This window comes from Bacillus sp. PK6-16 (assembly GCF_056530295.1).
On the sequence record NZ_CP096512.1, the window covers coordinates 33,443 to 60,325 of the forward strand.

General features: G+C 34.7%; 22 protein-coding genes and 9 pseudogenes. 29 read left to right on the forward strand and 2 right to left on the reverse strand.

Annotated features, from left to right (window positions below; translation table 11 throughout):
* Window positions 1–33: 33 nt before the first annotated feature.
* From M1D66_RS27410 to M1D66_RS27500, 19 genes and pseudogenes are all read left to right on the forward strand, one after another.
* Complete coding sequence (locus M1D66_RS27410; RefSeq protein ID WP_016128119.1) at window positions 34–243, forward strand: hypothetical protein; 210 nt, start codon at window positions 34–36, stop codon at window positions 241–243.
* A gap of 23 nt (window positions 244–266) precedes the next feature.
* Entirely contained in the window at window positions 267–3,080 is a 2,814-nt protein-coding gene (locus M1D66_RS27415) for a pLS20_p028 family conjugation system transmembrane protein (protein WP_479831996.1), read from the forward strand.
* A 47-nt stretch (window positions 3,081–3,127) separates the two neighbouring features.
* A complete protein-coding gene (locus tag M1D66_RS27420) occupies window positions 3,128–3,415 on the forward strand; it encodes a DUF5592 family protein (protein ID WP_001258281.1) in 288 nt (95 codons plus the stop codon).
* Window positions 3,416–3,429: 14 nt separating this feature from the next.
* Window positions 3,430–4,239 (forward strand): annotated as a pseudogene (locus tag M1D66_RS27425) (hypothetical protein).
* A gap of 15 nt (window positions 4,240–4,254) precedes the next feature.
* On the forward strand, window positions 4,255–6,192 hold the full coding sequence (locus M1D66_RS27430) for a VirB4 family type IV secretion system protein (RefSeq protein WP_098281932.1): 1,938 nt from the start codon (window positions 4,255–4,257) through the stop codon (window positions 6,190–6,192).
* Between the two features lie 4 nt (window positions 6,193–6,196).
* Window positions 6,197–6,850 (forward strand): annotated as a pseudogene (locus tag M1D66_RS27435) (lysozyme family protein); the annotation flags it as partial.
* 579 nt (window positions 6,851–7,429) lie between these two features.
* Window positions 7,430–9,253: a reverse transcriptase domain-containing protein gene (locus tag M1D66_RS27440; protein ID WP_479831997.1), complete on the forward strand. Its 1,824-nt coding sequence runs from the start codon at window positions 7,430–7,432 to the stop codon at window positions 9,251–9,253.
* Between the two features lie 110 nt (window positions 9,254–9,363).
* Window positions 9,364–9,840 (forward strand): annotated as a pseudogene (locus M1D66_RS27445) (C40 family peptidase); the annotation flags it as partial.
* Between the two features lie 27 nt (window positions 9,841–9,867).
* A complete protein-coding gene (locus M1D66_RS27450; RefSeq protein ID WP_479831998.1) occupies window positions 9,868–10,446 on the forward strand; it encodes a MerR family transcriptional regulator in 579 nt (192 codons plus the stop codon).
* 21 nt (window positions 10,447–10,467) lie between these two features.
* On the forward strand, window positions 10,468–11,364 hold the full coding sequence (locus M1D66_RS27455) for a hypothetical protein (protein WP_479831999.1): 897 nt from the start codon (window positions 10,468–10,470) through the stop codon (window positions 11,362–11,364).
* Between the two features lie 259 nt (window positions 11,365–11,623).
* Entirely contained in the window at window positions 11,624–11,884 is a 261-nt protein-coding gene (locus M1D66_RS27460; protein ID WP_242555393.1) for a hypothetical protein, read from the forward strand.
* Window positions 11,877–13,067, forward strand: a complete 1,191-nt coding sequence (gene mobP2, locus M1D66_RS27465; RefSeq protein ID WP_242555394.1) for a MobP2 family relaxase — start codon at window positions 11,877–11,879, stop codon at window positions 13,065–13,067. Before M1D66_RS27460 ends, mobP2 begins: the two co-directional genes overlap by 8 nt.
* Window positions 13,068–13,070: 3 nt before the next feature.
* Window positions 13,071–13,508, forward strand: coding sequence for a hypothetical protein (locus M1D66_RS27470; RefSeq protein WP_061664321.1), 438 nt, complete (start codon window positions 13,071–13,073; stop codon window positions 13,506–13,508).
* A 42-nt stretch (window positions 13,509–13,550) separates the two neighbouring features.
* Entirely contained in the window at window positions 13,551–13,826 is a 276-nt protein-coding gene (locus M1D66_RS27475) for a hypothetical protein (RefSeq protein ID WP_242555395.1), read from the forward strand.
* The gene (locus tag M1D66_RS27480) at window positions 13,819–16,620 is read left to right on the forward strand and encodes an LPD25 domain-containing protein (RefSeq protein WP_479832000.1); all 2,802 of its coding nucleotides are present in this window, start codon (window positions 13,819–13,821) and stop codon (window positions 16,618–16,620) included. Before M1D66_RS27475 ends, M1D66_RS27480 begins: the two co-directional genes overlap by 8 nt.
* A gap of 245 nt (window positions 16,621–16,865) precedes the next feature.
* Complete coding sequence (locus M1D66_RS27485) at window positions 16,866–17,000, forward strand: hypothetical protein (protein WP_255288497.1); 135 nt, start codon at window positions 16,866–16,868, stop codon at window positions 16,998–17,000.
* Between the two features lie 15 nt (window positions 17,001–17,015).
* Window positions 17,016–19,672 (forward strand): annotated as a pseudogene (locus M1D66_RS27490) (type IA DNA topoisomerase).
* Between the two features lie 97 nt (window positions 19,673–19,769).
* Window positions 19,770–20,747 (forward strand): DUF3991 domain-containing protein, encoded by a 978-nt coding sequence (locus M1D66_RS27495; RefSeq protein WP_242555397.1) that lies wholly within the window; start codon window positions 19,770–19,772, stop codon window positions 20,745–20,747.
* Window positions 20,747–21,322 (forward strand): annotated as a pseudogene (locus M1D66_RS27500) (restriction endonuclease); the annotation flags it as partial. The gene M1D66_RS27495 and the pseudogene M1D66_RS27500, both read left to right, overlap by 1 nt.
* A 214-nt stretch (window positions 21,323–21,536) precedes the next feature.
* Here M1D66_RS27500 and M1D66_RS27505 read toward each other — a convergent pair.
* A complete protein-coding gene (locus M1D66_RS27505) occupies window positions 21,537–21,689 on the reverse strand; it encodes a ribbon-helix-helix domain-containing protein (RefSeq protein ID WP_000290205.1) in 153 nt (50 codons plus the stop codon).
* A 61-nt stretch (window positions 21,690–21,750) separates the two neighbouring features.
* Here M1D66_RS27505 and M1D66_RS27510 point away from each other — a divergent pair, with 61 nt between their 5' ends.
* The 7 genes and pseudogenes from M1D66_RS27510 to M1D66_RS27540 all read left to right on the forward strand — a co-directional run bounded on the left by M1D66_RS27510 (window position 21,751) and on the right by M1D66_RS27540 (window position 25,780).
* Entirely contained in the window at window positions 21,751–21,939 is a 189-nt protein-coding gene (locus M1D66_RS27510) for a hypothetical protein (RefSeq protein ID WP_000440217.1), read from the forward strand.
* A gap of 26 nt (window positions 21,940–21,965) precedes the next feature.
* Entirely contained in the window at window positions 21,966–22,229 is a 264-nt protein-coding gene (locus tag M1D66_RS27515; RefSeq protein WP_242555398.1) for a hypothetical protein, read from the forward strand.
* A gap of 712 nt (window positions 22,230–22,941) precedes the next feature.
* Window positions 22,942–23,277: a transposase gene (locus M1D66_RS27520; protein ID WP_242555399.1), complete on the forward strand. Its 336-nt coding sequence runs from the start codon at window positions 22,942–22,944 to the stop codon at window positions 23,275–23,277.
* Between the two features lie 22 nt (window positions 23,278–23,299).
* Window positions 23,300–23,488 (forward strand): RNA chaperone Hfq, encoded by a 189-nt coding sequence (hfq, locus tag M1D66_RS27525; RefSeq protein WP_242555400.1) that lies wholly within the window; start codon window positions 23,300–23,302, stop codon window positions 23,486–23,488.
* A gap of 643 nt (window positions 23,489–24,131) precedes the next feature.
* Window positions 24,132–24,458: pseudogene (locus M1D66_RS27530) on the forward strand (DUF3221 domain-containing protein); the annotation flags it as partial.
* A gap of 282 nt (window positions 24,459–24,740) precedes the next feature.
* Window positions 24,741–25,118, forward strand: a complete 378-nt coding sequence (locus tag M1D66_RS27535) for a hypothetical protein (protein WP_479832001.1) — start codon at window positions 24,741–24,743, stop codon at window positions 25,116–25,118.
* A 164-nt stretch (window positions 25,119–25,282) separates the two neighbouring features.
* On the forward strand, window positions 25,283–25,780 hold the full coding sequence (locus M1D66_RS27540; RefSeq protein WP_479832002.1) for a hypothetical protein: 498 nt from the start codon (window positions 25,283–25,285) through the stop codon (window positions 25,778–25,780).
* 148 nt (window positions 25,781–25,928) lie between these two features.
* Here the strand turns inward: M1D66_RS27540 and M1D66_RS27545 are convergent, their stop codons facing one another.
* Entirely contained in the window at window positions 25,929–26,264 is a 336-nt protein-coding gene (locus M1D66_RS27545) for a hypothetical protein (protein ID WP_479832040.1), read from the reverse strand.
* On the opposite strand from M1D66_RS27545, the pseudogene M1D66_RS27550 reads away from it, so the two are divergent.
* The 3 pseudogenes from M1D66_RS27550 to M1D66_RS27560 form a co-directional block, all read left to right on the forward strand.
* Window positions 26,198–26,521: pseudogene (locus M1D66_RS27550) on the forward strand (tyrosine-type recombinase/integrase); the annotation flags it as partial. The gene M1D66_RS27545 and the pseudogene M1D66_RS27550 overlap by 67 nt on opposite strands.
* A 37-nt stretch (window positions 26,522–26,558) precedes the next feature.
* A pseudogene (locus tag M1D66_RS27555) lies at window positions 26,559–26,711 on the forward strand (DUF6262 family protein); the annotation flags it as partial.
* 15 nt (window positions 26,712–26,726) lie between these two features.
* A pseudogene (locus M1D66_RS27560) lies at window positions 26,727–26,852 on the forward strand (DUF6262 family protein); the annotation flags it as partial.
* Window positions 26,853–26,883 lie beyond the last annotated feature (31 nt).

The window sequence follows — 26,883 nt, forward strand, 5'->3', positions numbered from 1 at the left end:
TTTTTGATTCCAAACATAAAGGAGGAAGAGGGAATGTGTGTACCGACAATCACGGATAAAATGCAATTGATTTTAGATAGCTACTCGCCATTTGTGACAGAAGAAAATGAGGTCATTCTTGGTCTAGAAGATGCGGTTCTTTTCCTTTCAGTAGATCGGGAACAAAAAGGAAAATTGATTATTCGTATCGACAGACTAAATGAAAGGGTGAGTTGGACAGCAAAAGAAGTATTGGGACAATAGTAAGCATGAGAGGGGGGTAAATCGTGAAAGATGAGGAAATTTTAAAGGTTTTAGAAACGTTCTCGGATTATCTTCAAGTAGGAGACATCGTGAATTATGTATTACGTTGGTTAGGATGGTTCTTAATTGTAGGCTTATCTTTAGTTGTAGATGCTTTAGAAGGTGTGACAGATGCCATACTGGGGATTAAAGGATTCTTTAATTCACCAGAAATACAAAATTTTGTTGATATGTTATATCCATTGTTTGTTGTTCTTTTGGCCATATCGTTTTTATATATTGGCTACATGTTCATTATGAACAAACAAATGAACCGTTCTCAAATTATCATCAATATTTTCATAACATTGAGTGTACTTTGTTTATTAAGTACTGGTATGACAAAGGTTGATAAGTTCACTGATGATGCCATAGCGGTTGTGAAATCTGAACAAAAGGGTTCTTTAAGTGATGAAATTATTAAGAAGAATATAACGGATGTTGCAGTAATAGATCAAAATGGATGGAAAAAGAAAGAGGATATGAATCCGAAAAACAATATTCCTGAAAAAAACATTAGACAGATAGATATTACTGAAAAAATAGATAAAGATTTTACGTTCACAAAGGATAAAAATTTATCGGATGATGGTCAGAAAATTTTGCAGAATAAAAGAGTAATGGATGCTTTAGGAGTCGCATCTTTAGCCGAATTAAAAGATGGATGGTTTGATTTCTTTCCAGAAAAGTATTATCGCTGGCATTGGAATTTCTGGAATATATTCTTTACTTTACTGATAACAGGATTAACTTTGTTGTTAGTAAGTATTAAGTTAGCTAGATTATTTTATGAATTGGCATTTAACTACTTGTTAGCAAACATATTAGCACCAGCCGATGTTGCGAATGGTCAAAAGTTAAAAGCCGTGTTATCCAATATTCTCAATATATTTATAGCAACGATTATAATATTCCTATCTTTGAAGCTATACCTAATAGGAACAGCTTTTCTCCATGACAAATTAAATGGTGTACCGTATCTGATTGCATTAGCAGCATTTAGTATGGCAGTACTAGATGGACCGTCAGTCGTAGAAAGGTTATTTGGTATAGATATTGGGTTAAAAAGCAGTTGGGGCATGTTAGTAGGTGGTTTCGCACTTGGTAAAGGAATTGGCAGTCTCGCAAATTCAAAACCAATGAAGAGTCTCGGGAATATGATTGGAAAAGGAGCGAAAGATGCAGCAGAAGGAACTGGTGTTGCAGCAGCTAAAACAGCAAGTGCGGCAGCGATGGCAACAGGTGGAATGGCTGGTCTCATAAGTGGCTTAAAAAATGGAAATGAGTCTGAAAATAAAGATTCATTGCAAGATCAAATGAAAAAAGCGGATCAGAAAAAAGCAAATGGTAATGATTTAGCAAAAAATGAAAAAGAAAAAGGTAACTTAAATAAGGAAAAAGATAAAAAGAATGGTGGTACGCCATCTATTCAAGAAGACATGAAAAAAGGAGGGAACGAAAACCCAGGGGGAGCGAATGGGCAAGAATCGGGAACAACAAGTCTTCAAGATGAAATGAAAGAAGCTGGAAAATCAAATGGAGCGATTGAAGGAAGTCAAACACCGGGAACAGTAAGAGAAGGAGCAAATGAAGGAAGTCAAACACCAGGAAGCGTAAGACAAGGAGCAAATGAAGGAAATCAAACAGCAGGAACAGTAAGGCAAGGAGTGATTGAAGGAAATCAAACACCAGGAACGGTAAGACAAGGAGCAAATGAAGGAAATCAAACACCAGGAACGGTAAGACAAGGAGCAAATGAAGGAAGTCAAACACCAGGAGGCGTAAGACAAGGAGCGATTGAAGGAAATCAAACACCAGGAACGGTAAGACAAGGAGCAAGTGAAGGAAATCAAACAGCAGGAACAGTAAGACAGGGAGCAAGTGAAGGAGGTCAAACACCGGGAGGCGTAAGACAAGGAGCAAGTGAAGGAAGTCAAACACCAGGAGGCGTAAGACAAGGAGCAAGTGAAGGAAGTCAAACACCGGGAACAGTAAGACAAGGAACAAGTGAAGGAAGTCAAACGGCAAGAACAATATCAAGCGGAAGTAGCCCGGCACCAATGGAAACATCAAGAACAATATCAAGCGGAAGTAGCCCGGCACCAATGGAAACATCAAGATCAGTGCCAAGTGGAGGAAGTCCGGCACCAGTAGAAACACCAAGATCAGTACCAAGTGGAGGAAGTCCGGCACCAATGGAAATATCAAGACCAGTACCAAGCGGAAGTAGCCCGGCACTAGTGGAAACACCAAGATCAGTACCAAGCGGAAGTAGCCCGGTACCAGTGGAAACACCAAGATCAGTACCAAGCGGAAGTAGCCCGGCACTAGTGGAAACACCAAGATCAGTACCAAGCGGAAGTAGCCCGGCACCAGTGGAAACACCAAGATCAGTACCAAGCGGAAGTAGCCCGACACCAGTGGAAACACCAAGATCAGTACCAAGCGGAAGTAGCCCGGCACCAGTGGAAACACCAAGATCAGTACCAAGCGGAAGTAGCCCGGCACCAGCCGACATTGTAACGGTGACACATAGTAGCCCAATTATTCCTTATGAAAGTGATAAAGAAGTGGCAGCAAGTAGAGGTCAAGAAACACGAACATTAGGACAATATACAACCGAAAAAGTTAAAAATACTACATCATCGGTGAAACAAAAGGTAAGAGGCGTGCAAGAGCGCATTCATAATTCGGAAACGGTACAGAATACAAAGCGTTTTTATCAGATGGGGCAAAACACGGGTAAAAGTTGGAGAGATATTGTAAACAAAAACAAAAATAATACAGATAAAAAATAAGCGTAATCGTACGCTTATTTTTTATTGTCGAAAAGGAGGGAATCCCGATGAGAAGCTATCGGATTCCGAAGGAAATCAGTACAGAATTACGGATTAATAAAGTGCTTTATTTAATAGATTTCTTTTTATTAATTGGTTTATTAGTTGTAACAATGATTCTTAGGAACTTCGTACATGAGTCCTTTCAGTTACCATTTATTCTTTTCATGGTAGCTATTGCAATTATCATGATTTGGCGACCAAGTACGAATCCTCAAAAACGAATGTATGAGGTATTGATTATTACTTTGCTAAGAAGGAAAGGTGCATATTGCGCCATTGATAACGATCAATAAGGGAGGGATCACATATGGCGTTATTCAGCGAAAAAGATGTAGAAAAAGAAGAGCCAAAACAACTAGAAAGACCGAAGAAAAATGCATTTCGATTTAACGAAAAAAACGTAAAAGAATCAATTTCTGAACCAAAAGAAATTGTGAAGGTGGTACCCAACAAAAAGAAAGAAGAAAAACCAAAGGTAAAACCAAAAGTAAAAAAACAGAAGAAAGAAAAGCCAAAGAAAGACACTTCGAAAAAGAAAAATCCAAAACTGTTAGGTTTTTTATCTAGAAAAAAGAAAGAAGCTCCACCAAAGGTAAAGAAAAGTATTGCCGAAATTATGCAAATTGTAGACATGACAGAGGATGGCATATTTGAACTGAAAAATGAGGAGTTTTTAGAAATTCTTCAAGTGGAAGGTGACGATATGTTTTCTAAGAATAGCGACGAGCAAGCATTTGTTATTTTCTCACATGCTTATTTTTATCAAGCCTACAAACAGTCCATTAAACTCGTTTTTTTAAACTTCCCATGTCAAACAACAGAACAACAACGTTATATAGAGAAGAAAATTAAAGAATGTACCAGTCCTTTGTATGAACGGATTTTAAATCAGAAGTTAAAAGAACTTCAGTTTTTAGAATGGGGCAGAACAAATCGGGAAGCCTTCTTATTCATTTACGGAGAAACGTAATTGATCGTAAAAGAACGTGTAGATGCAGCAAAGCGGTATATTAAACGCTCTACCGAACTATTAGATGTAGATGAAGAGAAAAAGTTAGAGCTTATGTTTAAATTGTTTAATCAAAATGCAAAATTGGGAACGAAAAATATATGGTAGTAAGGGGGAAATAAGATGTTTGCGTTCAAAAGTAAAAAATCCAAAAAGGAAAAACAAGAAGAACTAAAAAAGAAGAAAGGTTACAACCCTTATTTAGTGGCTAGAGTTCAGCCACAAGGGGGGATCAGCTTTAAAGAAAGCTATGTGCAAACAGGTGATGGATTTGCTACTTGTATTCATGTTTTTGACTTTCCAACAGAGGTAAATGATTTTTGGTTAGAGCAAATTATGAATATGCCAAATGTGATCACAACATTAGATGTAATGAGTGATGATCGAAAAGAAGTCGTTGAATCGATTAATAAATCCATGAGTGAACAAAGTGTTCGGCATGATACAGCAAAGGATAATATAGATCGGATTGATGCGAAAAATGAATTTTTAGAGTTGGAAGCTCTCTATACGGATTTGAAACAAGGTGAGGTCATGAAACGTATTCATATCCGTATCTATGTTTCTGCTAGAACGTTAGATGAGTTAGAAAAACAAGTAAAAGAAATCATGGAAACATTAGAGTCTTATAACTTTCGTGGAGCTGTTTTTTTAAATGAACAAGAATATGAGTGGGATGCACTCGTAACAAGCTTTGATACACAAAAAAATTATGTGAACCGAAGAAAAGGGAAAGAAATTCCGGCAGTCAGTTTGGCTGGTGGGTGTCCGTTTCATTATTCTTATTTGCACGATCCATACGGTACGTATTATGGAACAACGAAAACAAAAGGAAATGTTATTTTTGATATTTTTCATAAAGACGAACAAAGAAAGTTTTATAACGGTGTAATGATTGGAAAGCCTGGTGCTGGAAAATCAACATTACTAAAAAAGAAATCAGTAGACTATGCAAGTAAAGGTCATTTTATTCGTATTTTTGATATTGTAGGTGAATTTGAGGAAACAGTACGTGATGTGAACGGGAAAACAATTGCATTAGATGGTTCGCAAGGTCAAATTAACCCACTTCAAGTATATAAGACAGCAGAACTTGAGGAAGTTAGTTTCACTCAGCATTTATCTAAACTTACAATTTTTTATCGATTCATTGCGCCAGAAGCAAAAGATGATGAAATTAAAGAATATGAAAATTTGCTTCGTAAATTATATATTCGTATGGGATTATGGAATGATGAAAAAGGAGCGAAAAATGAAATTACAACAAGAAAACCAAAAGAATATCCTATTTTCTCTGACTTTTTAATGTTTGTTCGCAAAGAATTATATCAAGATGTAAAAGCTAAAAAACATCATGATAATCTAGGAGACAGTAGAATTCATCGTTTAGAATTGATTGAATTAAATCTTACGAATTTAGTAGAAGCATATGCACAATTATTTGATGGGCCTTCTACAATTGAAGATTTCAAGAAAGAACAAGTTGTATCGTTTTCCTTACGAAACATTTCAAATTTTAAACCGGAAGTATTCCAAGCGCAAATTTTTAATGTTTTTAATTTAATATGGGATGAAATGATATCCAATGGTGCGCCACAATTAGAGGCATATACTAAAAAACAACTTGCTTTTGAAGATGTAATTCGTTATTTCATTATTATTGACGAGGCGCATCACATTATTAACACGAAAAAAGAAAGCGCTCATGCGCTACAATTTTTAACGAAATTTAGCCGAGAAGATCGAAAATATTTTGCAGGGCTTTTATATGCAAGTCACACGATTCGGGATTTTGTACCGGAAGGATCTTCACAAGAAATGATTGATGAAATTAAAAAGTTATTTGAACTTACACAGTACAAATTTATTATGCAGCAAGATAATAACAGTTTAGATATGTTACGAAAAGTATTTGCAGGACAGTTAAGTGAAAGTGAGATTGCAGCGATTCCACATTTGCCAACAGGGGATGTCATCTTAAGTATTGGGGCTGTAAAAAACATTCATTTTCATGTAGAAGTAACAGATGAAGAATTGATGTTATTCGGGGGAGGTGCTTAATACTATGCATCTAGTTTTAAAGATTATACCAAAGAAATGGCTCATCACTTTAGCACTACTTGTGATGGGTCTTTTTTCTTTTCTTTTACTTGGAGTAGTAAGCATTTTTATTGCGGCAATGGGGAGTGATAGTGGAACAGACACGGGTGATATTACGTATACAGGTGAAGGGCAAGTCATGAATGTTTCACCTGAAGTTCTAAAATGGGAACCTACGATTCGGAAGCATGCGAAAGCTTTTGGCGTGGAACCGTTTGTCGCTTTAATGCTTGCTCAAATGATGCAAGAAAGCGGAGGACGAGGTAGCGATCCAATGCAATCATCAGAGGGGGCTTTTAATACGAAATATTGTAAATCACCAAACTGTATTACAGATCCAGACTACAGTATTTGGGCAGGTGTACAGGAATTTAAACATGCGATAGAAAGAGCTGGTGTAACGAGTCCCGGTGACATGGATCATATCAAAACAGCCCTTCAAGCTTACAATTTCGGGACAGGATTTTTTGATTTTGTTGGCGCAAATGGTGGTAAGTATACGAAAGAATTAGCAATCAAATTTTCACAACAACAGTATCAAAAAGTAAAACATACTGGTATGTATCATTGCCTTAGACCAGAAGCCGTACCATATCAAGCGTGTTATGGCGATATAGTGCGCCCGTAGAGGGAGTAAGAGAACATGGTGACTGCAAACCATTAGGTTTTCCCTAAATGACCTAGCATCACTTGACTAACCTTGGAAGGAAACTGAAGGGGGACAACAGCATGTCAAGAAAGCCGTAAGTTGATTAATCATCGAATCACGACTGAACGGCAAGATGTGAAGTATGGATAAGGATGAAAGCTAAACTGCTTGAACGATAGCACAAGGAAGGCTACCGTAACTCATTTCGGAAGATGGTTATATACGGAATGTGGTAGATGACATAGTGATAAGGGTGTCGTCGCTATGTATAGGGACATTTACCATCCTCCACTATACGTGGAAACGTGTGAAAGTCGCATCCGAAACCATATGTGCAAGTCTCTTTTCTTTTAAACGGGGATTACCTAAGTTGGAATGCCGGAAGGCTATTGAGGATGACTTCAAGGCTCTGCCAAGAAGTGTGGCTTATGAATATCCAATACGGTAACGGAGCCTTCATAGTAGTCCGAGCTAGGGAAAGCCTAGTACATGGCGAAGGAAGGCAGTCTGTCCGCTTAAAAATGAAATTGGGGAGGTGCGAAAGGCATCATGCAAAGTCCAAAAGTAGTGCTAAGCAACCTGCAAAAACAGAGTCAGAAGGACGAGTATAAATACCGAAGACTCTATCGAAATTTATACAATCCAGAGTTTTATTTCACTGCATATGACAATCTGAGTAAAAATGATGGGGCACTCACGATGGGTGTAGATAAACGTTCTATTGATGGATTTTCAATAGAAGTTATTGAAGAGCTGATAGAAGCCCTTAAGCAACGGGCATATCAACCGTTCCCATCAAAAAGAGTATATATCCCAAAGAAAGACGGAAAGAAAAGGCCATTGGGTATACCTAGTTTTGCGGATAAATTGGTGCAAGAAGTTGTGAGAATGATATTGGAAGCAATATATGAACCAACGTTCTCCGTATCATCACATGCTTATCGAAAAGGAAGAAGCTGTCACACAGCACTTCAAGAAATCCAAAGAACGTTTACTGGTAGCAATTGGTTTATTGAAGGGGATATTAAAGGTTTTTTTGATAACATCAATCATCATACTTTGATTGGCATTTTAAGAAAACGTATCGAAGATGAGGCATTTATTGAACTGATATGGAAATTCCTTCGTGCTGGATACTTGGAAGAATGGAAATTTCATAATACCTTTAGCGGTGCTCCGCAAGGTGGTATTATCAGTCCACTTCTATCTAATATCTACTTGAATGAGTTAGACCGATACATGATGAACTATATACAACAATTCAATCAAGGTAAAAAACGAAAGAACAATCCTGAATATCAACGGAAATATACTCAAATGAGAAGCACGATTCAGAAGTATAAAAATGCACTGGAAAAAGAACAAAAAGAAGAAGCACAACAACATTTAGAACAAGCTAAAGCGTTAAAGAAAGAATTGCAGACAATTCCATATAGTAATCCAATGGATCCAATTTATAAGCGTCTTACTTATGTTAGATACGCTGATGATTTTCTAATTGGTGTAATTGGTTCAAAGTACGATGCGAGATATATTAAGAAAACGTTAACTGAGTATCTAATGAAGACACTTCAATTGGAATTGTCTTCAGAGAAAACGCTTATTACCCATGCTTCTGAAAAACATGCAGGATTTCTCGGTTACAATATTCGTGTTTTTAGAGGAAGTGCACCTCGAAAAGATGCGATTGGGAGAGTATGTAGATACCTTAATGGAAAAGTTCAATTAAAAATGCCTCATGAGGCTTGGGTCAACAAATTGAAGAAATACCAAGCTATCAAAATGAGTGCCGATGGCACTTGGATGCCCAAAGACAGAGGATACTTCATTCATAATGAAGATTTAGAGATTGTCGCTCAATATAACAGTGAAATAAGAGGATTGTATAACTATTATCGGCTAGCAGAAAACGTGAGTAATCATATGCATCGTTTTGCTTACTTTATGTATTACTCTATGCTAAAAACATTTGCATCTAAGTATAGAGTTAAAACAAAAGAGATTCGAAAACGTTATGAGAAAAACAGACGATTTACTGTCACATATAAAACATCTCGAGGAGAAAAGCAAACGCATTTTATTGAACGTAGTTTTCCACGAGAGAAACAATCAAAAGAAGCGAACTTAGATTTAATTCCAGATACAAAATATGTGCTAAGTGAAACGAAACTCTCTGATCGAATCAAAGCTGAACAATGCGAATTGTGTGGGAAAGCGAATACCACAATTCATATGCACCACGTAAAAAGATTGAAAGACATTAAAAATAAGCCGAACAAGTCCTTTCTAGAGAAACGTATGGTTTCAAGGAATCGTAAAACCATAGCGTTATGTAAAGAGTGCCACGTAAAAAGGCACAAAGGAGAGGTTTAGCAGGAGACAGATGGAGAGCCGGATACATTGAGAGATGTAAGTCCGGTTCGGGGAGGAGCACTTAAAAACCTACTACAGTAATGTAACAAGGCGTTGGGTGCTTACTCTACCTTTATGTTGATGCCGTTTTGAAATATTATCAGCCGGGTTCTGTCGTTTCTGGTGGAGGAGGAAATCCAGGAAGTGGCGGAAGTAGCGGTTCAAAAGTTGCCGATGTAGGTCGCCAATGGATAGGGCGTTCTACCTATGTATTTGGTGGAGGACGTAACACAAATGACATTGCAAGAGGGATTTTTGATTGTTCAAGTTTTGTACGCTGGGCATTCGAACAAGTAGGGGTGTACACCAGCCCAATAGGAGCTGTAAGTACGGAAACATTAAATAGAATCGGTACAAAAGTATCATCAAATGATATGAAACCAGGTGACGTTATTTTCTTTGATACCTACAAACATGACGGACACGTTGGCATCGTGATTGATAAAAATACTTTCATTGGTTGCCAAACAAATAAAGGTGTTTCCATTGAAAATTTAAATGATACGTATTGGCAAAAAGTCTTTTCTGGTCATGTAAGAAGGTTCTAAAAACCGAAGGAATAGGAGACTGTAAGAATGAAAGATAAACGAAAATCTTTGTTTATTGTGTTTGTCATTTTAGTTGTAGGTGTGACAGCTTTTAATATTTATTTGAGCAAAAAGTCAATGAGTGATAGCAAAGAAAAACAGTTAAAACTTTCAAATGAATTACTAACAAAACAAAATGAAGACTTAAAAAAACGACTGGATAAGGTGCTTCCTTCCGCACAAGAACAACAAAGGAGGGCGTATTTATCGAAAGCCGAAACGTTTATTCAATTATCATTTCATCGAGAAAAAGAAGGCTACAGTGAGCGAAAAGAAAAGGCGAAATCCATTATGAGCGAAGAACTTTTACAACAATTCTATCCAACAGATAAATACGAATTAGGAGATACGTATAAAACAAAACCAATAGAAATGAAGTTTTATTTACAAGAGAATGAACCCGATAAAGAGGAGGTAAATGTGTTAGCTGAATTTATAAATGTCACGACAGATTCAACGCAAAACCGAGAAGAAAAAGTAAACAATGTGTTACGAATCATCATGAAAAAAGAAAAGGACACATGGCGAGTTACAAGTGTGGAAGAGTTAAATATGAAAGTTTTATAACGAAAAAGGTGGGGTGAGAGTGTGATAGGAGCGATTGGTAAGAAGAGTGAAAGAATCAATCTAAGAAAAAATAAGTCGTGGATCTACTTAACAATTATCAGCTTTCTATTTTTGGGTTTTTTCGCTTTCTTGACATCAAAAATTTACATGCCAAACGATGAAAAACTATTCCATACAGAGACAAATAAAGTAATTAAGTTGTCGGGTATGGGGAAATTGATTGTAGAGAAAAGGGAATACAATCCACATAAAAACTTTATACAAATTTACTTTCGATTAGAAGGATATGAGGAAACAGGATATACATTTAAAGCACAGCAAAAATCAAATCCAGGTGTTCAATTACCTGTCAAAGTATTGTATGAGGAGAACGGAAAATACGTTGTAGAAGTAAAAGACTTATCTCCGAATTGGGGAGCGTTAGCTTTCGATATTTACAATAAAAATAGTGAGAAAGAACAAATGGATATTCGTAAATTTACACAGGATGTGAACGAATATGAAGAAGAAAATGCATCAACAAAAAGTCCAAATAAATTAGTTCAAACGATTTTTACCGATCAAAGAAAAACAAAAGCGAATGACGAACTGATAGCTGAAGATAAAAAAACATATGAGCTAGATTTTATAGAAAGAGACAAAAAGGATATCGAAACAAAGATAAAAAATTATGGGAAAGCAATCAAACTGGAAGAAGAAAATGCGAAGACAGTTTATGAAAAAGTAAAAGAATTACAAGATGAAATGAAGTACCAAACTGAAGTAGAAAAAACGGAAACTCAATCAAAAATAGCATCTTTAGAATCTAAAATAAAATCATCAGAAAAGAACGTTGAATTGTTTAAAGGCGAACAAAAAATTGCACAAGATAAAATCAAAAAGTTAGAAGAAAAAGCAAAGGAAATTAATAAAAAGTGAAAAAAGATATAGGGACACAATGGGGACATTGAGGAGAAATAAGGGGACATGAAAGGGACGTTAAGAAAAAATAACGGGACATGATGGAGACATTAATAAAAAAGATAGGGACGTAATGGGGACATTCAACTTCTTTCCTTGTTCCCATCGTTTTGCTAGGCTCCGCCTAGCTTCACACCTTAGGTGGGAACAAAAACCCCTTATGCTCTTCTCACTATTTTTTGATCTCTACCCAGAATTGTAGAAAGGAGAGGGAAAAGTGGAAATTAGAATAAGAGAAGTAGATCCAATTGCCGTAAAGAAAATAGATGAAATGGCAAAGAGAAAGGGAATATCCCGGCAAAAATTTTTGAAAGCCCAAATTGAAATGCTGGCATTTTTTCAGCAGCAAAATAAAAGGGAAATGGAGTTAGAAAATCTCATTGAAAAGAACATCCATATGATGAGTGATTGTTATAGCGCAATGGAAAAAATGAATGAGTTTATTCAAATGATGATGCAGGATATTGAAAATGAGTAATGCGGTTCCTGTTCAATCTTCCGTCACACCGGGTGTTGTTTTAAAAACGAAATTTGTGTTACCAAGTTCCGATGCGTTTCAGAACTATATTGATTATGTAGATCGGGAGGAAGCGAAAAGTGAAGTGAAGTTGAATCCGAAAATGTTCGAAACGTATCAAGACTATATGGGGAATTCAGAAAAGACCCCGGCACTATTTACGGAACACGCAAATCGTTTAACAGAAAGTGAAAAAAAGTCCTTAAAGGAAATGTTTAAAACCGCTCATGAGAATGGAAGTATCATGTGGCAAGATGTCATTTCTTTTCATAATCCCTGGTTAGAAAAACAAGGGATTTATGATGAGAAAACAAAAACGTTGGATGAAAAAAAGTTAATGGATGTAACACGGCTTGCGATGAAAGAAATGCAAAAAAGAGAGGGGCTGGAAAAAAGTTCTATCTGGTCGGCAGCTATTCATTTTAATACGGATAATATTCATATTCATGTCGCAACTGTTGAGCCATTTCCAACGAGAGAACGTGGCAAAAGAAAACCCAAAACGTTAGATGCGATGAAGGGGAAAGTCGTAAATAATTTGTTAGATCGTAAGCAGGAACAAAAACAAATTAATGATCTAATTCGAAACAATATGGTGGGAAGGAAAAAAGAAGATTCCGTTTTTGATTGGCGTAATCAACATTTGAAGCCATTGTTTTTACAAATCTATAAACAGTTACCAAGTGATAGAAGACAGTGGCAATATAGCTACAATACGATTCAACCATTAAAGCCGCAAATTGATGAATTAAGCAGTCGGTATATTCAACATCATCATAAAAAAGATTACGATCAGTTTTTCAAAAAGTTAGATAAAGAGGTGCAAGTTTTTAAAGAAGCTTATGGGGAAGGAAAGTATGATAAGAAGCAATATGAAAATTATAAAACGAATAAAATTAATGACCTATATAAAAGAATGGGTAACGCCTTTTTACAAGAAATGAAGGCATATGATAAAGAACAAAAAAGAATCCATCACATGAAAAAATCAAAGTCATTTAGAAAATTTCAGCAGAATGTATCTATTCAGTATTCTATGAGAAAAGTGGAAGGCGCTTTTAAAAGTGAATATGAAAGCTGGAAGAATCAAAAGTATTATGAGCGTATGCAAAGGGAAAATGCATATGAAAATGAGAGGAGTTAGATCATGGAGAATAAAAAAATACGAATGAAGTTATCGTTGAATGAAAATGTCCATCAATACATTCAAGACTACATGGATGAAAATAATATTACTCATCCTGGTGATGCTATATCGAAAATTTGTATGGAGCATCAAGCATCAAAAAGTTCAGAATGGTCATTGAATTATATTTCCGAAATTGTATCAAAGAATCTACACGATGTGTTGAAAAGTGAACTAACAAAAATTCGTCTTGGTGCAAATAGTGCGGATAGAAATACGCAAATTTTAATTGAGTTATTAAATGGTTATTTCTTTTTAGAGGGTGTAGATAGTCTTATTACGACTGATAAACAAGAGATGGGAAGTGTGAAGATAGCAAAAGAAGTCGTAGCGGAACGGATTAGTAACGCAAGACAAAAACGTTTAGATCATGAGGCATCAAAGAACAATGTAACGTAAGCTACATTGTTTCTTTTTATAAAAAAACAGGAGGTTAGTAGGATGTTATTATTTCGTGAAGATATCGCATTAGGAGTCATTAAAGAGGTTGGAGAAGGTGAATTTGTTTTACTTGTAAAAGAGGAAGAACTAACAATCAAAATTACACGAGAACAAGAGGAAGAACTTGTAGTGCATGTTATGAATCAAGAAAATATGTTAGTTCCGGTTAATGTAAAAACTCATGAGCTTTTCTTTGATACAGCTGAGAAATGGAATGAAGAAGAAATGGAGGAATTACAAAAAGCGAGTGAAAGAGTAGGAGAAGATCATGAGTAAAAGTTATAAGAAAAAGTATCAAACGAAATCACCAGAAGAAAAGAAAGAAGCGGTGCAAGCTTTAACAAAAAAGATGGAAAAAAGCGTTGAAGGTTATTTTCGTACACCGGGAGATTTAAAAGAGTACTTAACGTTTATGGCAAAGTTTTATCACTATTCACCATCTAATATTTCATTAATACAGAGTCAATTCCAGGGAGCCAATGCAGTTGGTTCCTTTTCTTTTTGGAAAGAAAAAGGATTTCCGGTTAAGAAGGGTGAGAAAGGAATTAAAATTCTTGTTCCAAACCGAACTGTAGCAAAATTTAAGGACAAAGAAGGCACTTGGAAAACAGTAACTAAAGCAAATGAGGAAGAGAAGAAACAAATTGAATCTAAAAGCGTAGAAGTGATGCCTGGTCGCTTATATTTTGCTGTCGGTCATGTGTTTGACGTGTCTCAAACAAACGCAAAAGCGGAAGATCTACCCCGTATTTTTCCGAATCGTTGGCTAGACGGGAGTGTAACAGATTACCAGAGTTTGTACAAGGGAATGGAAGCCATTGCGGAAAAAAACGGTGTAAAAATTATTGAGCCGAAGCAAGAACTTGGGGTCGCAAAGGGGGTTAGTTACACCTTAACAAAAGAGGTTGCTTTGAATCCACGGAACAGTGAATTACAAAATGTAAAAACACTTCCTCACGAATTGGCGCATGCCAAACTTCATACAGCAGAGACACATATGAATTACACAGCGCCAGAAAAAGAGTTTCAAGCAGAGATGACAGCTTATGCCGTTTCTTCTTATTTTGGGATTGATACGAGCGAATATTCGTTAGGATATTTAGCGAGCTGGACACAAGGAAAAGAAATGAAAGATAAAACCAAGTTGTTGAAAGAAGTACATGAAACTTCGATTGAATTTATTGAAACAATTGAAAATACGCTAGAAAAGGAAAAAGAAAAAACGAATGAAAAGGGAGTAGATAATATGTCAAAACAAGTGTCTGATAATGGAAAAGAGCATGTAGTAACAGTTGAAATATTGGATAAGGATATCAAAGACGGTGAGATTGCAAAATTACACATGGTGGATGCAGAAACCAAAGAAGTATATCATATGGCGATTTATGATCCGGGCGTATTAGACCGTGATGAATTTTATAATGGTGAAAGGGACGTTTCTAATATCGAACATATTTTTAAAGGAGATGTTTATGAAAAAGTAAAAGATACTCTCCTTGATAAAAACGAAAGTCAATCATTTACTGTACGTGAAGAAGATTTGCTTATTCCTTTCAGTGAGTTAGAACAAGATGATCGATACGCTATATTATTTAATACAGAAAAATATGAAGCGGCTAAAATAAAAGAAAATGAAAAACAGAATGAAAATAGAGAACAGAATGAGAGTGAAAAAAATATTTTACTAGTGGAATACATGAGTTTAAGTAACACGACACAAGAACTCATTTCTGTTAACGATTTAAGAGAACAAGCAGATAAAAATCGAGCGTTTGAACCTGTAGAAGGGGCAGAAAAATTGAGTGATAAAGAATTTATTGAAGCATTTAATGAGGTGAATCAAGAAAAGTATGCAGCATTAAATCAGGACGAAATTAATCGCCCAACTATGCTAGTTCAATGGAGCGACAATGAAACTTTTAAAAATAATCAACTGATCCCATTTGGAGAAGCCAATGAAAAAATGGCTGAAGTTATTTCAAGTATTGAAAAAGCAAGGGAAGAAGCTAGAGAAAGAGGTGAAACCATCCCTTACGATCAAGCTCGTTATCATATTGCCATTCCAAAAGAAGTCGATAGGGATTTTGGAAGAATGGAGCTTGTGAGTATGGATCGTATGAATATGGGGGATGGGGACTATAAGACACCGTATGAACAGGTATTAAACGAGAAAAGGCATTTATCGAATGAAGTAAAACAAGTGTTACGAGATGAGGTAGTGAACCATAGAAATAACAAAGAAATACCGATGGAAAAAGTACAAGAAAATCCATTAGAAAAATCAAAAGAGACACCCAACCACTTAGTAACAATTGAAGTATTGGCAAACGGTGTTTACGATGAAGAAGAAGTTGCAAGAATCCACATGATGGATGCTGTTACGAAAGATATTGATTATTTGTCTGTATGGAATCAAGATTCAACAAATCGGGAAGATTTATCTGTTTTCCTCATGGAAAAGAACGGGAAACGGGAAAATTACCCCTTAGATAACATTTTAAAACCAGATTTATATGAAAAGGTTCAAAGTTCTATCTTTGACGGGAGAGGAAATTTGTCATTTGTGGTTTATGAAAAGGATGCAAATATGAGTCTAGATGAAATCGTAAAAGATGAAAGATATGGACACTTAGTTGATAAAGCGGAAGCACAAAAAGATTACTCATTTAATGAAAAAGAAGTGGAATTGTATAAAGAAATGAAAAAGGAAGGATATGCACCTATTGTCTCTTTAGATCAACAAATTCAAACTTCAAAAGAAAAAAAATCAACTACATTAGATAAGGACTTAAGCCGAAAATTCGAAGCATACAGACGTTCACAATATGAAGAAACACCAGATAATATTGATAGTATTGTCACTCGTGTAAAAGCTGAAGAGCGGTATTATACAACGAAATATGTTTCGATTGATAATGAGCTGGTAAGCCAGGAACACGTAGTAAAATTAGAAAATCAGGTGGATGAGAAGCTTGGAAAAGAAGGAATAACAGTAAATCAGTCTACATCTTCAAAAGAAACGGATTTTGATAAAAATTTTCAGCCATTGAATGGAAAAAAAAACGAATGATAAAGAAAAAGACAAGGAAATAGATCCTGGTAATGTAGATCAGTCGAAGTCTACAAAGAAATCGAGTAGAAAAAAAGAAACAATGGAAATGGAACGATGAAAAATTGTATAGCAGGAACACCAGATTAAATCATTTTTTGTTACTCAATTGAGATAACGGAGAGTGATTTTTTTATATCTAAAAATGAAAGAGGGTTAAAGGAAAAGCCCTCTTTCTTATTTATAGAACGAAAGGAGAGAATGCCATGAATGTATGGCTGTTTGCAGGCTGTATGTTCCTTGTAGCTGTCTTTTTGAACATGTTGCTATTATTTGGTCACAGAATGATGAAAAAGCGGAGAAATAAGAAATGGAAGCGTGAAACTGAAATTGCAGATTAATAGGAGGTATTATGTATGGGGAAAACATTGTTTATCGCTGAAAAGCCGAAGGTAGCTGTTGAATTATTAAAATCACCTAGATTTAAAAACTCACAAAAGTATCTAGGGAGTAAGCCGTATTATGGCTACTATGAAACTGAAAATTACATTATTAGTTGGTGCCGGGGGCATTTATTAGAACTAAAACATCCGGAGGAGATGGACGAGAAGTACAAAGAATTTAAATTTGATCACTTACCCATTATTTTAGAGCCGGAATATAAAGAGAAATCGGATAGTCTAGAACAAATTCAAATATTAGTTAAGCTGTTAATCGTCCCGATGTGGATCATGTGGTCAACTCTTGTGATGCAGATAGGGAGGGTGAGCTTATCTATCGAGAAATATATGAACATGCAGGTGTGAACAAGCGAGAATCCCGTCTTTTTATCTCTTCCTATGAAGCCGCAGAATTAGAAGGAGCATTAAACCGATTAGAACCAGGAACAGACTATGACGGGCTTGCACAATCGGCTAAAGCAAGGCAATACCTGGATTATATTTTAGGGATTAATGTTACAAGAGGCTGTACATCCAAACTAGCAAGAAACCAATTCTTATTGGCTTCTGGTCGTGTTCAAATGTGTATCTTGAATGAAATCCGTCAAAGGGAAATCGCTATTCAAAATTATAAAGAACAAACCTATTACAATTTGAAGCTACTAACCGAAAATGGTTTATCACCAGTAATGAAAATAGAAGAGCAACTGATAGATCCATCGCCACTACAAAAGCTTGGAGATAGCTTGAAAGAAACGAATGTAATTGTAACGGAATTTAAAGAAAGCAATAGAAAAAAGAAACCAAAATTATTATATAACTTAACGGATATCTACAAAGATGCTCACGCCAAACTGAAGATAAATGCGGAAACAGCAAAAAAGCATATTCAGAGTTTGTATGAAGAAGGCTTTATCACATATCCTCGTTCTTCATCCAGGCACTTACCTACAGAACAAGTGGAACGAGTGAAAGAAGTAATGGCAGCATTAGAAAAAAGCGCCTATGCAAATCTTGTACAACAAGTAATCCCATCTTCTATTACGAAAAAACATTCTACTTTTAATGATGAATTAGTCAGTAGTCACTTTGCCATCATCCCAACAACAAAATTATATGTCGGGACTAACCGAAATCCATTAGAAAAACAGTTATATGACTTAATTGTAAAACGATTTATCGGGAACTTTATGAAACCAGCAATTTACCTGGTGAGAGAAGTACATTTTATAGATCAAGAGGGCAACACATACAGTACAAAAGAAAAAATTCTACAAGAGAAAGGGTTTCTAAGTGTGTTTCAAGAGGATATAGAGGAAGGGTCAGTTGAAGCATTCCAGATACCTATTTTACGAGAGGGAGATTCTTTCAGAATCAGTCAGTATGACTTGATTGAGTCTCGAGCAAAGAAACCAGCCTTTCATACGGAGAGTTCCATTTTAACCTTTATGGAAACGGCAGGGCGTAAATTAGATGATGAACATTTGAAAGAACTTATGAAAGGAAAACGGATTGGGACAGTGGCAACGGAAGAAACGTTTATTCCGAAACTGTTAGAGCGAAGCTATATTGATGTTACCAACAGTCAGATTCGAACTACTAATATTGGTCGTGCGTTTATAGATGCTTTTCCGGTAGATGAAATCAAAAATCCAGCTTATACGGCTGAAATGGAAGGGATGATCTGCATGATTGAAAAGAACGAAATGAAATATGAGGAATTTGTAGAGAAAACAAATACGTTTGTAAAAGATACGGTGGAACAATTAGGCGCAATGGATGATAAGGTGTCGGATAGTATTATTAATACCTGGAATCAGCAGATTGAAGTGTGCAAATGCCCTTGTAGAAAAGGAAAAATCTTTCATAAAGGTAATTTCTATGGTTGCAGTAATTATCCGGAATGTGAAATCTCCTTACCGAAAAAAATTAAAGAAAAAGCGATTCCGGAAGCGCAAGCGAAAAAGCTGTTTGAGGATAAGAAAACAGATCTTTTAAAAGGATTTAAGTCCAATGAGAAGGAGTTTTCCGCTTATCTCGTGTTACATGAAGGGAAAGTTAAATTTCAGTTCCCTACACAAGAAGAACTGTCATTTGGTAAATGCCCAAAATGTAAAAAAGGGGATATGCTTCATCGTAAAACATTTTATGGTTGCACGGAGCATAAAAACGGATGTGATTTTATGTTACCAGCCAAAATGAAAGGGAAAGCAATCCCTGGTAATCAAATGAAGAAGCTACTTCAGTATAAAACAACAGATTTTATCAACGGATTTCAAGGAGAAAAGGGAGAATTTACAGCAGCTATCTATATGGAAGCGGATGGAAGTTTGAAATTCCGTTTTCCAACGACTGAAGACCGTACCATTGGTAAATGTCCATTGTGTAAGAGTAGGGTTCTTGTAGGAAAAAGTAACTACTTATGTGAGAAATACAAAAAAGGCTGTGACTTCATTATTTTTGGTACATTCTCTGGTGAAAATTTAAGTAGTAACCATGTGAAAAAGTTATTAGAAAAGAATGTGACAGATCAGATTAAAGGGTTTATCTCAAACAAAAACGGGAAGAAATTTGATGCTCGTTTATCATACAGCGTACAGGAGAAGCGATTAAAATTCTTATTCGGCAAATAAAAATGAAATGTAACAACTATAAGTAGCAAAAGAGGACTAGGAAACGGAATAGTCCTCTTTTTTATTTCATTTTATAGAGTAAAGGGGGGATTCCGTAATGGCATATGTCAGTGCGGAGGATGCGATGAAAGCAAGAAAAGTTGACTTGATTTCATATCTGGAAGCAAAAGGAGAAACGTTTAAGAAAGAAGGTAACTATTATCGTCATACGGAGCATGACAGTCTCATCATTAAAGGGAATCAATACGCCTGGAATAGTCGAGGGGAAAAAGGATACGGAGCGATTAGCTTTGCGATGATGTACTATGACATGACATTCCCACAAGCCGTGATGGACATTCAGAAGGGGGACTACAAAGAGTTTGATCGTTCAAAAGCTGAAGAGGAGCGCAAAAAAGAGCAGCAGCCTTTTAGTTATCCAAAACATTTAGAGGTGCCGAAACAGACAGAAATCAAGCAATACTTAATTGATGAGAGAAAAATAGATCCTCGCCTGGTGAACTGGCTGATTAATAAGGATCTCATCGCCCAAGATAAGAAAAATAATGTGGTGTTCAAATGGAGAGAAGAAGGAGGCAAAGGGCAAGTCATTGGAATGAACCGTCAAGGGACGGTCAAAATGGAGAATAAAAGAGGAAGCTTTAAGCAAATCGTCCCTAATTATGAAAAAATCAACGCCGGTTTTACGGTTGATGTAGGTAAACCGGATAAGATTTATTTTTATGAAGATCCGATTGATATGTTATCTCATTGGAGTATCAAGCAAAATAAGATACAAAACGCTCGCCTAGTTTCTATGCATGGATTGAAGTCAAAAACAGTAATTCAATCTTTAATGGATGCAAAAAAAGAAGGGCACGATATTAAAGAGGTCATTATGGCAGTTGATAATGATAAAGCCGGGAAAGACTTCATTCAGACAATGAAATGCTTTGTAGATCTTAAAGAGGATATTCCAACGAATGAAAAGGATTGGAACGATGTCCGGAAGAAACAAGTGAATGAGCAACAGGCAAAAGAAACAGCCCAACCAAAGAAAATGAAACCAATTAAAGAGGTGGAGCGAAGTGTCTAATCTACCAGAAATTCCAGGAGCGAAGAATATTAAAGCGAATGGCTAAGTCCGGTATTCGTTTCATAGACAAAATGGATGGACATCAATTTGAAGTATATCTAAAAGCTCTCTTTCGAGAGTTGGGTTATACTCCAACAGTTACAAAGCAGTCAAATGATTTCGGAGCGGATCTGGTGTTAAAGGGGAAAAATCGTATTGTAATCCAGGCGAAACGCTACGGGATGAAAAATAGAGTCGGCATTAGTGCCGTACAAGAGATATATGCAGCACAAGCCTATTACAAAGCAAATGAGGGCTGGGTTGTAACGAACAGTGTGTATACAAGGCAAGCGAAAGAATTAGCGGAAGCTTGCAATGTAAAACTAATAGATCGTGTAGAACTTCAGAAATTGATTAATAAAATCAATCCCGAATATTCGGCTGAAGATGTGTATCAAGGGGTAAAACCTGCAGAACGGAAATGTCCCACATGTAAACATGATTTAGTCATTCGAAATTCGAATAAAACAGGTAATAAGTTTTTTGGCTGTTCACAATATCCCACATGTACACATACAGAACCAATTAATTCATGAGCTGTGATGAAAATCCGGCTCTTTTTTTATTTATTTAAAGAATACATGAAAAAAATCAGTTTAACTAAAAAACGAACCTTCAGATTTGCTTGTATGAGGTTTTGAAGGAGTTGTTAATATAATAAGTCGTATTTGTTATAAAAACACATGTAAAGGGAGATAGGGAATTTAAATGTGTTTTTAGGTTTTTTAGGAAAAATAAAAAGGGTAGCCATTATTTACGACTTAACCCTTTGTCTACGATCTGACGAATTGCTTCATTTCGGTTCTTCAGCTTATTTTCATGCCAATAATTTTCTATTTGTTCTACTTGTTCTTTTGTAAAAGTAACTAAAATTTGAGTGTACTTGTCTTTATTAACAGCCATATTACAACCTCCTCTATAAAAATAATTATAAGTTATATAACTTTATTGAGGAGGTTATTATATGGAACGGAAGGTTAAAAAGATGATGGCTGATCTTCAATTTATTATGAATCATGGTCAAATCAGTGTAGATTTTATGGATCAAGGATATAAAAGAATGCTTTTTAGTGCATTAGAAGCTACCGGAAAAAGGTTTAATGTGCATACCAATGAACATAATGAAACAACCTTGTTCTTAGAGTTAGTTTAGTAAATTTACGCAATGAGGAGCTGTTAATGATGGAACAGTTAACTATTTTTGACGTAATGGATGAAACTAAAAATAAGCTTTATGAGGTATTAGAGAACAATGGATTAAATTATAAAATTCATAAATACTATTTATATTCGAATTATGAAGGGGCTGTTCAGTATTATTATATAAGAACAACTGATAATACAATTATTGATTTGTGTCTCTCGGATTTTCCAGAAATCTTCGCTGTCCATGAAGGATTTAGCGATAAACAAATTAGAAAGATTTACAATTGGAACTTATAAGCTATATAAATAACAAATTTAATTATTGGAGGAATGGAAAATGAAAATTGGTGTATCTGAGTGGAAAGCATTGAAAAGAGAGACAAAGTTAAAGCTATTGCGTTATGCGATGCTAAAAAGTAAGTATAAGTATGCAAAATAAAAGCTCTTCATTTGCAAAAGCAAACAAAGAGCAAAGTCATGAGTGACCGTCTGGGAAAGAAATTGGCAGGTTTCTTTCCTCTATATTTTAACATATAAAAAGTTGTAGAGAAAAGGGGCATGTAGAATGGAAGAAGGGCGTATTTCCTTTCAGCAAGGGTTTAAAGAATTTCTTATTATGATGGTCTGTTTTTGGTTCATTATGTTTCTCATGTATGGTGAAAGCCTGTTACAATAGAATGGAGTCGAAAGTCTAAATACTCTTAGGCACCTCTCATAGGTGTACGATCTATGGGGGCTTTTTTAACAAGGAAATATAAAATTTCACGTACCGAAATGTTTAATAAAAAACAAACTAAAGAATCAATAGTCTACATTTAATTTTTGTACCTAATTAATTCGCTTAATGGATTCGGTCTCGTCTAATTTGGATAATATTTTGTGTGGAATAGAGAAATTATTTTTATTTTGGATAGATTTCTTGCGAAATATGTACTTAGAGCCGTATTTCAATTAAAATGTGATACGATAGTTATATATTCGTTTTGCTAGTAAAAGGGGATGAGTGTTGATGAAAAACCACATAAAAGTAAATGGAAAAATCCTTCAAACAAATAAAAAATGGTCACATCTCAAGCAAAGACAAAGACAACATATTTCTAATTGGTTATGTAGAGAATATACACAGTTTGTAAAAACACATTATAGAAAACCTAAAAAGTATGAACATGATGAGATTCTTCATGAAGTGATGAATCAAATACAGGAACGTGAAATTTGGATTCCTAATGGTGAAGTAAAAAGATATTATCTAAGTAAAATAGGAAAATGGTTTAGAAAAATAGAAGGTGAATGGGAAATACAAATAGACAACAAAGAGATGCAGCAAGCATTAAAAGAAAATTAGATACAATTAGGGGGAGTATTTCATGTATAACTTACAAGAAGATATGTATGAACAATTGAAAGAAAGAAAAGGGGTAGTTACTGTTTTTTTAATGAATGGCGTTCCAATACGTGGGCAGATCCTTGCAATGGATAAATTCACCGTTCTTATGATAGTTCATGGTAAGCAACAACTAGTCTACAAGCAAGCTATTTCCACAATTCTTAAGTAATTCTTGTTCTTTTTTCGAGGAAAGGGGAATTAACAAAAAAAAAGAAGATTGGAATCAATCTTCTTTAGAAAAAGGAACAGATGACAGATTAGTACTCCAACTCATAATCAATTATAAATAAGAGTACATATATATTCAATAAGTTATGAATTTTCTCAATGTATTTGTCTTATTTTTAAATTATAATATAAGTAATTCTTTTTATTATTATATATTTGTTCTTTCCTGTTGCAGAATCCTTTTAATAAGGATTCTCTTTTTTGTATTAGGGGTACCGCCACATCGCTATCAAGCTAATAAAAAGAAATGCCCTCTAGAATGAAAAAAATGCTATTCTTTCTGTAGAATCATAGGAAAGGATGGCGTTTTTTTCTATCTAAAATGTAGTAGGAACATCCTTTGTATTTTATAAATATAAAAAGTTTTTGACATTTTGAAGATGGAAAAAAAGATGGGAAACAGGTAACAAACCCACGCTATAAATTGCTAATTATAACATAAAATAACTACTGTTAACGGAAAATATTACCATTAGTGGAACATTAGTTACAATTTTGTTGAATATCTTAATATTAAAAGGCTTTACATGTATACAAATGGAATGTGGATAGTGTAGGGATAAAATATAAGGGGGATGTATATTATGTTTAACAAAAAACAAAAATTAGTAACAACCGTAACAGTTTTAGCATTAGGATGTGGATTTACTTTCGGATTAACACCAACCTTTGCAGATTCTACTAAGATTTCTGCCAACAATACTCCTGTTCATTCTATTCAAAACCAAGAGCAAGAGCCTTTTACTGGATATGTCATTTCAGTAGATAAGAATTACTTAGTGGTTGCTGCTACGTCTACAAAAGATGAAGCACTTGCGTACCAAAATGATTGGTGGGATCTAGTTTCTCAGAATAAAATTTTACGAGTTCCTGTTTCAGATGGGAAAAATTACACATTAGGTGAAAAATTAGCCTAATAGATAATAGCATCTAATATAAAAAAACAACCGATTCCTTAATTGTATAAGGAATCGGTTGTTTTTTGTCGAAAGTGTGTCTAAACGTAGAATTTTTCTGAAATGATACGGTGAACCAATGTAGTTTTAGAGATTTAAAAAACACATTCACATATACTCTCTTCGAATCCTGGGAGTGTACACAGCCACCTAAAATCTGTTGTTATATCTGTATATTTTGTATCATTAATATATGATTGATATCATGTAATTTCTATGAATAGAAGGGGGTATAATATGTTAACTGAATTGCAAAAAAAATTTTCCTCAAAATTAAAAATTCGGCCAAAAGAAGATGTGAAATTTGAAGATTTACATGCAATTTTTTTACAAATGAGGCACTTAGAAGATGAAATGAGTAAATATTTGATTCCTAAGGCTAGGTATACATATAAGGAGTTTAATGGTGATAAACGAAATTGGTCTTTTAAGTGTGAATGGTACGGTGAGAAAGTATCTAGTAAGACTAATGAGGGTTACTATTCAGCGTATGACTGTAATTTTAAAGGTAATAGTTTTAATAGAGGTTGTTCGGAGGATTGTGCTAAGTTAATTTGGAAAGATGGTTTTAAACATTGGGCACATGAACATGGGGATAGTAAATTCTTTGAGTAAATAAGAAAATCCCCCTACCAATCAATTAAGATCAGTAGGGGAAAGCATGGATATTTATGTTTATTATCATTATTTGGGCAAAAACACCTACTTAAAGTATGATACGATTATAAAAAGAAAGGCATGAAAGCAAAAATTAGAAACGAAAGGCGGATGAAAAAAACGTGGGAGGATTTTTTAGTAAAATATGGGAAGATTTAAAAAGTGGCGAAATTTTTTATTTAGGTAGATTATTTTGTTTGGTCATATTTATTTATTACATTATGAATTCAACCTATCAATTATTATTAAAGTACAAGATTATTTTAAGTAAAACTGGATCTATCCCTCAAAATATTCTAGACATCAATAATAAATTATTAAGCTTACTACATGAATATATGCCGTTAATAATAATTCTTTCAGTCAGCTTATTTATTAGTGGCTTAACACTTAAAATAATTTCTTATACGATTTTCAATCATCATATTAAAAGCGGTTATTCAGGTCAACTAATTGCTTCTTCATTTTGGCTATTCATTACATTATTAATTCACTATGCTTATCAAGAATTGGATACGAATTTTGCATCAGAAATACTAAGTAGTCTAATATGGTTAATAATCATCATATTGATTAGAGCGTTTCTTGAAAAAAAGAATTACTATTTTGACCATTTATAAATCAGAAGATTAAATTTTTTGTTGCAGAATCCTTAATATAAGGATTCTTTTTTTGTATGAAAAATCCACAATTAAAAAGATAAAATCCGGGAACACAATCTTATCTTTAGCGTAAGGAAAAGACAATTGACAGAGACCATCTTAATTTTTATAGTATTATATCTTCTTTTTGGATTTTGACTGTACGTAAAAATTTATTTCTAGCCCCTTTTGTTGATTGAAGTTCATCAAATAACGTAAAAGCACCTTCCCAATCATCTATAGAAAAATATAACTCTACTAATAATGACTTAATGTGATTTTTTGATGAATCAATAAAACCATATTTGTTATTTTCGAGTTCATTGGATTTTAGCGTATCTAACAGTTTTCCCGTTTTTAATCGAATATCATAAAATAAAATAAGTGATCTATAGTAATTCACATCAGAACAAAGCGGTTGTAGTTCTTCTAATACTTCCGCCTTACAAAGCAACGATGACAATAATTATTCAAGAATGTGAGAGGAGAGTAAGTGAATTATGCATTTTAAAAAAGGATTGTTTATTAGAGGACAAAGAAGGAGATTATTTTTTAAAGTACTATCAATGGAAAATGAAAAAGGAGCATGTTGTTCCTATTTCAAAAGAAGTGGTTTTATTAATTAAGGTTTAAGAAAATAAAGTTTCAAAAGATTGTTCTAATAGTGAATATCTATTTCCTGGAAAAGATGGATCACGATTAAAACAAAGTACACTTAGAGCAAATAATAGGTAGCTTAAAGGATTAAGTGATTAATATGGGGAAGAAAGTGCGGAATACCGAGAAAATTGTGTGTTTGGCCAAGCTTAAGGTTACTCAAACTAGAGAGAGTGTAGACAAAGCAATCTCTAAATTATCACTTGAAGGGAGGGTTATAAATTTTAATATTGTAGCTAAAGAAGCAAATGTTTTTAAAGTGACCCAAAAAGGTTCCTGATCTGAAGAAGTATTAATTTAAACTGTAAAAATGAGAATTAAGGAAGTAGAAGAAAATACAAAATTAAAGAATCAAATTCAAAAATTATGTGGAGAGTTGTACAATAAAGAATAGTTAAATATAAATATTGTTTTTGCTAATGAGA

Excerpts from the sequence above, each read along its gene's own strand:
- hfq (WP_242555400.1), top strand. The coding sequence starts at position 23,300 with ATGTATAACTTACAAGAAGATATGTATGAACAATTGAAAGAAAGAAAA.
- M1D66_RS27505 (WP_000290205.1), bottom strand. The coding sequence starts at position 21,689 with ATGGCTGTTAATAAAGACAAGTACACTCAAATTTTAGTTACTTTTACA.
- M1D66_RS27470 (WP_061664321.1), top strand. The coding sequence starts at position 13,071 with ATGGAGAATAAAAAAATACGAATGAAGTTATCGTTGAATGAAAATGTC.
- M1D66_RS27495 (WP_242555397.1), top strand. The coding sequence starts at position 19,770 with ATGGCATATGTCAGTGCGGAGGATGCGATGAAAGCAAGAAAAGTTGAC.
- M1D66_RS27485 (WP_255288497.1), top strand. The coding sequence starts at position 16,866 with ATGAATGTATGGCTGTTTGCAGGCTGTATGTTCCTTGTAGCTGTCTTT.
- M1D66_RS27410 (WP_016128119.1), top strand. The coding sequence starts at position 34 with ATGTGTGTACCGACAATCACGGATAAAATGCAATTGATTTTAGATAGC.
- M1D66_RS27430 (WP_098281932.1), top strand. The coding sequence starts at position 4,255 with ATGTTTGCGTTCAAAAGTAAAAAATCCAAAAAGGAAAAACAAGAAGAA.
- M1D66_RS27475 (WP_242555395.1), top strand. The coding sequence starts at position 13,551 with ATGTTATTATTTCGTGAAGATATCGCATTAGGAGTCATTAAAGAGGTT.
- mobP2 (WP_242555394.1), top strand. The coding sequence starts at position 11,877 with ATGAGTAATGCGGTTCCTGTTCAATCTTCCGTCACACCGGGTGTTGTT.
- M1D66_RS27480 (WP_479832000.1), top strand. The coding sequence starts at position 13,819 with ATGAGTAAAAGTTATAAGAAAAAGTATCAAACGAAATCACCAGAAGAA.
- M1D66_RS27535 (WP_479832001.1), top strand. The coding sequence starts at position 24,741 with ATGTTAACTGAATTGCAAAAAAAATTTTCCTCAAAATTAAAAATTCGG.
- M1D66_RS27440 (WP_479831997.1), top strand. The coding sequence starts at position 7,430 with ATGCAAAGTCCAAAAGTAGTGCTAAGCAACCTGCAAAAACAGAGTCAG.
- M1D66_RS27520 (WP_242555399.1), top strand. The coding sequence starts at position 22,942 with ATGAAAAACCACATAAAAGTAAATGGAAAAATCCTTCAAACAAATAAA.
- M1D66_RS27420 (WP_001258281.1), top strand. The coding sequence starts at position 3,128 with ATGAGAAGCTATCGGATTCCGAAGGAAATCAGTACAGAATTACGGATT.
- M1D66_RS27450 (WP_479831998.1), top strand. The coding sequence starts at position 9,868 with ATGAAAGATAAACGAAAATCTTTGTTTATTGTGTTTGTCATTTTAGTT.
- M1D66_RS27515 (WP_242555398.1), top strand. The coding sequence starts at position 21,966 with ATGATGGAACAGTTAACTATTTTTGACGTAATGGATGAAACTAAAAAT.
- M1D66_RS27510 (WP_000440217.1), top strand. The coding sequence starts at position 21,751 with ATGGAACGGAAGGTTAAAAAGATGATGGCTGATCTTCAATTTATTATG.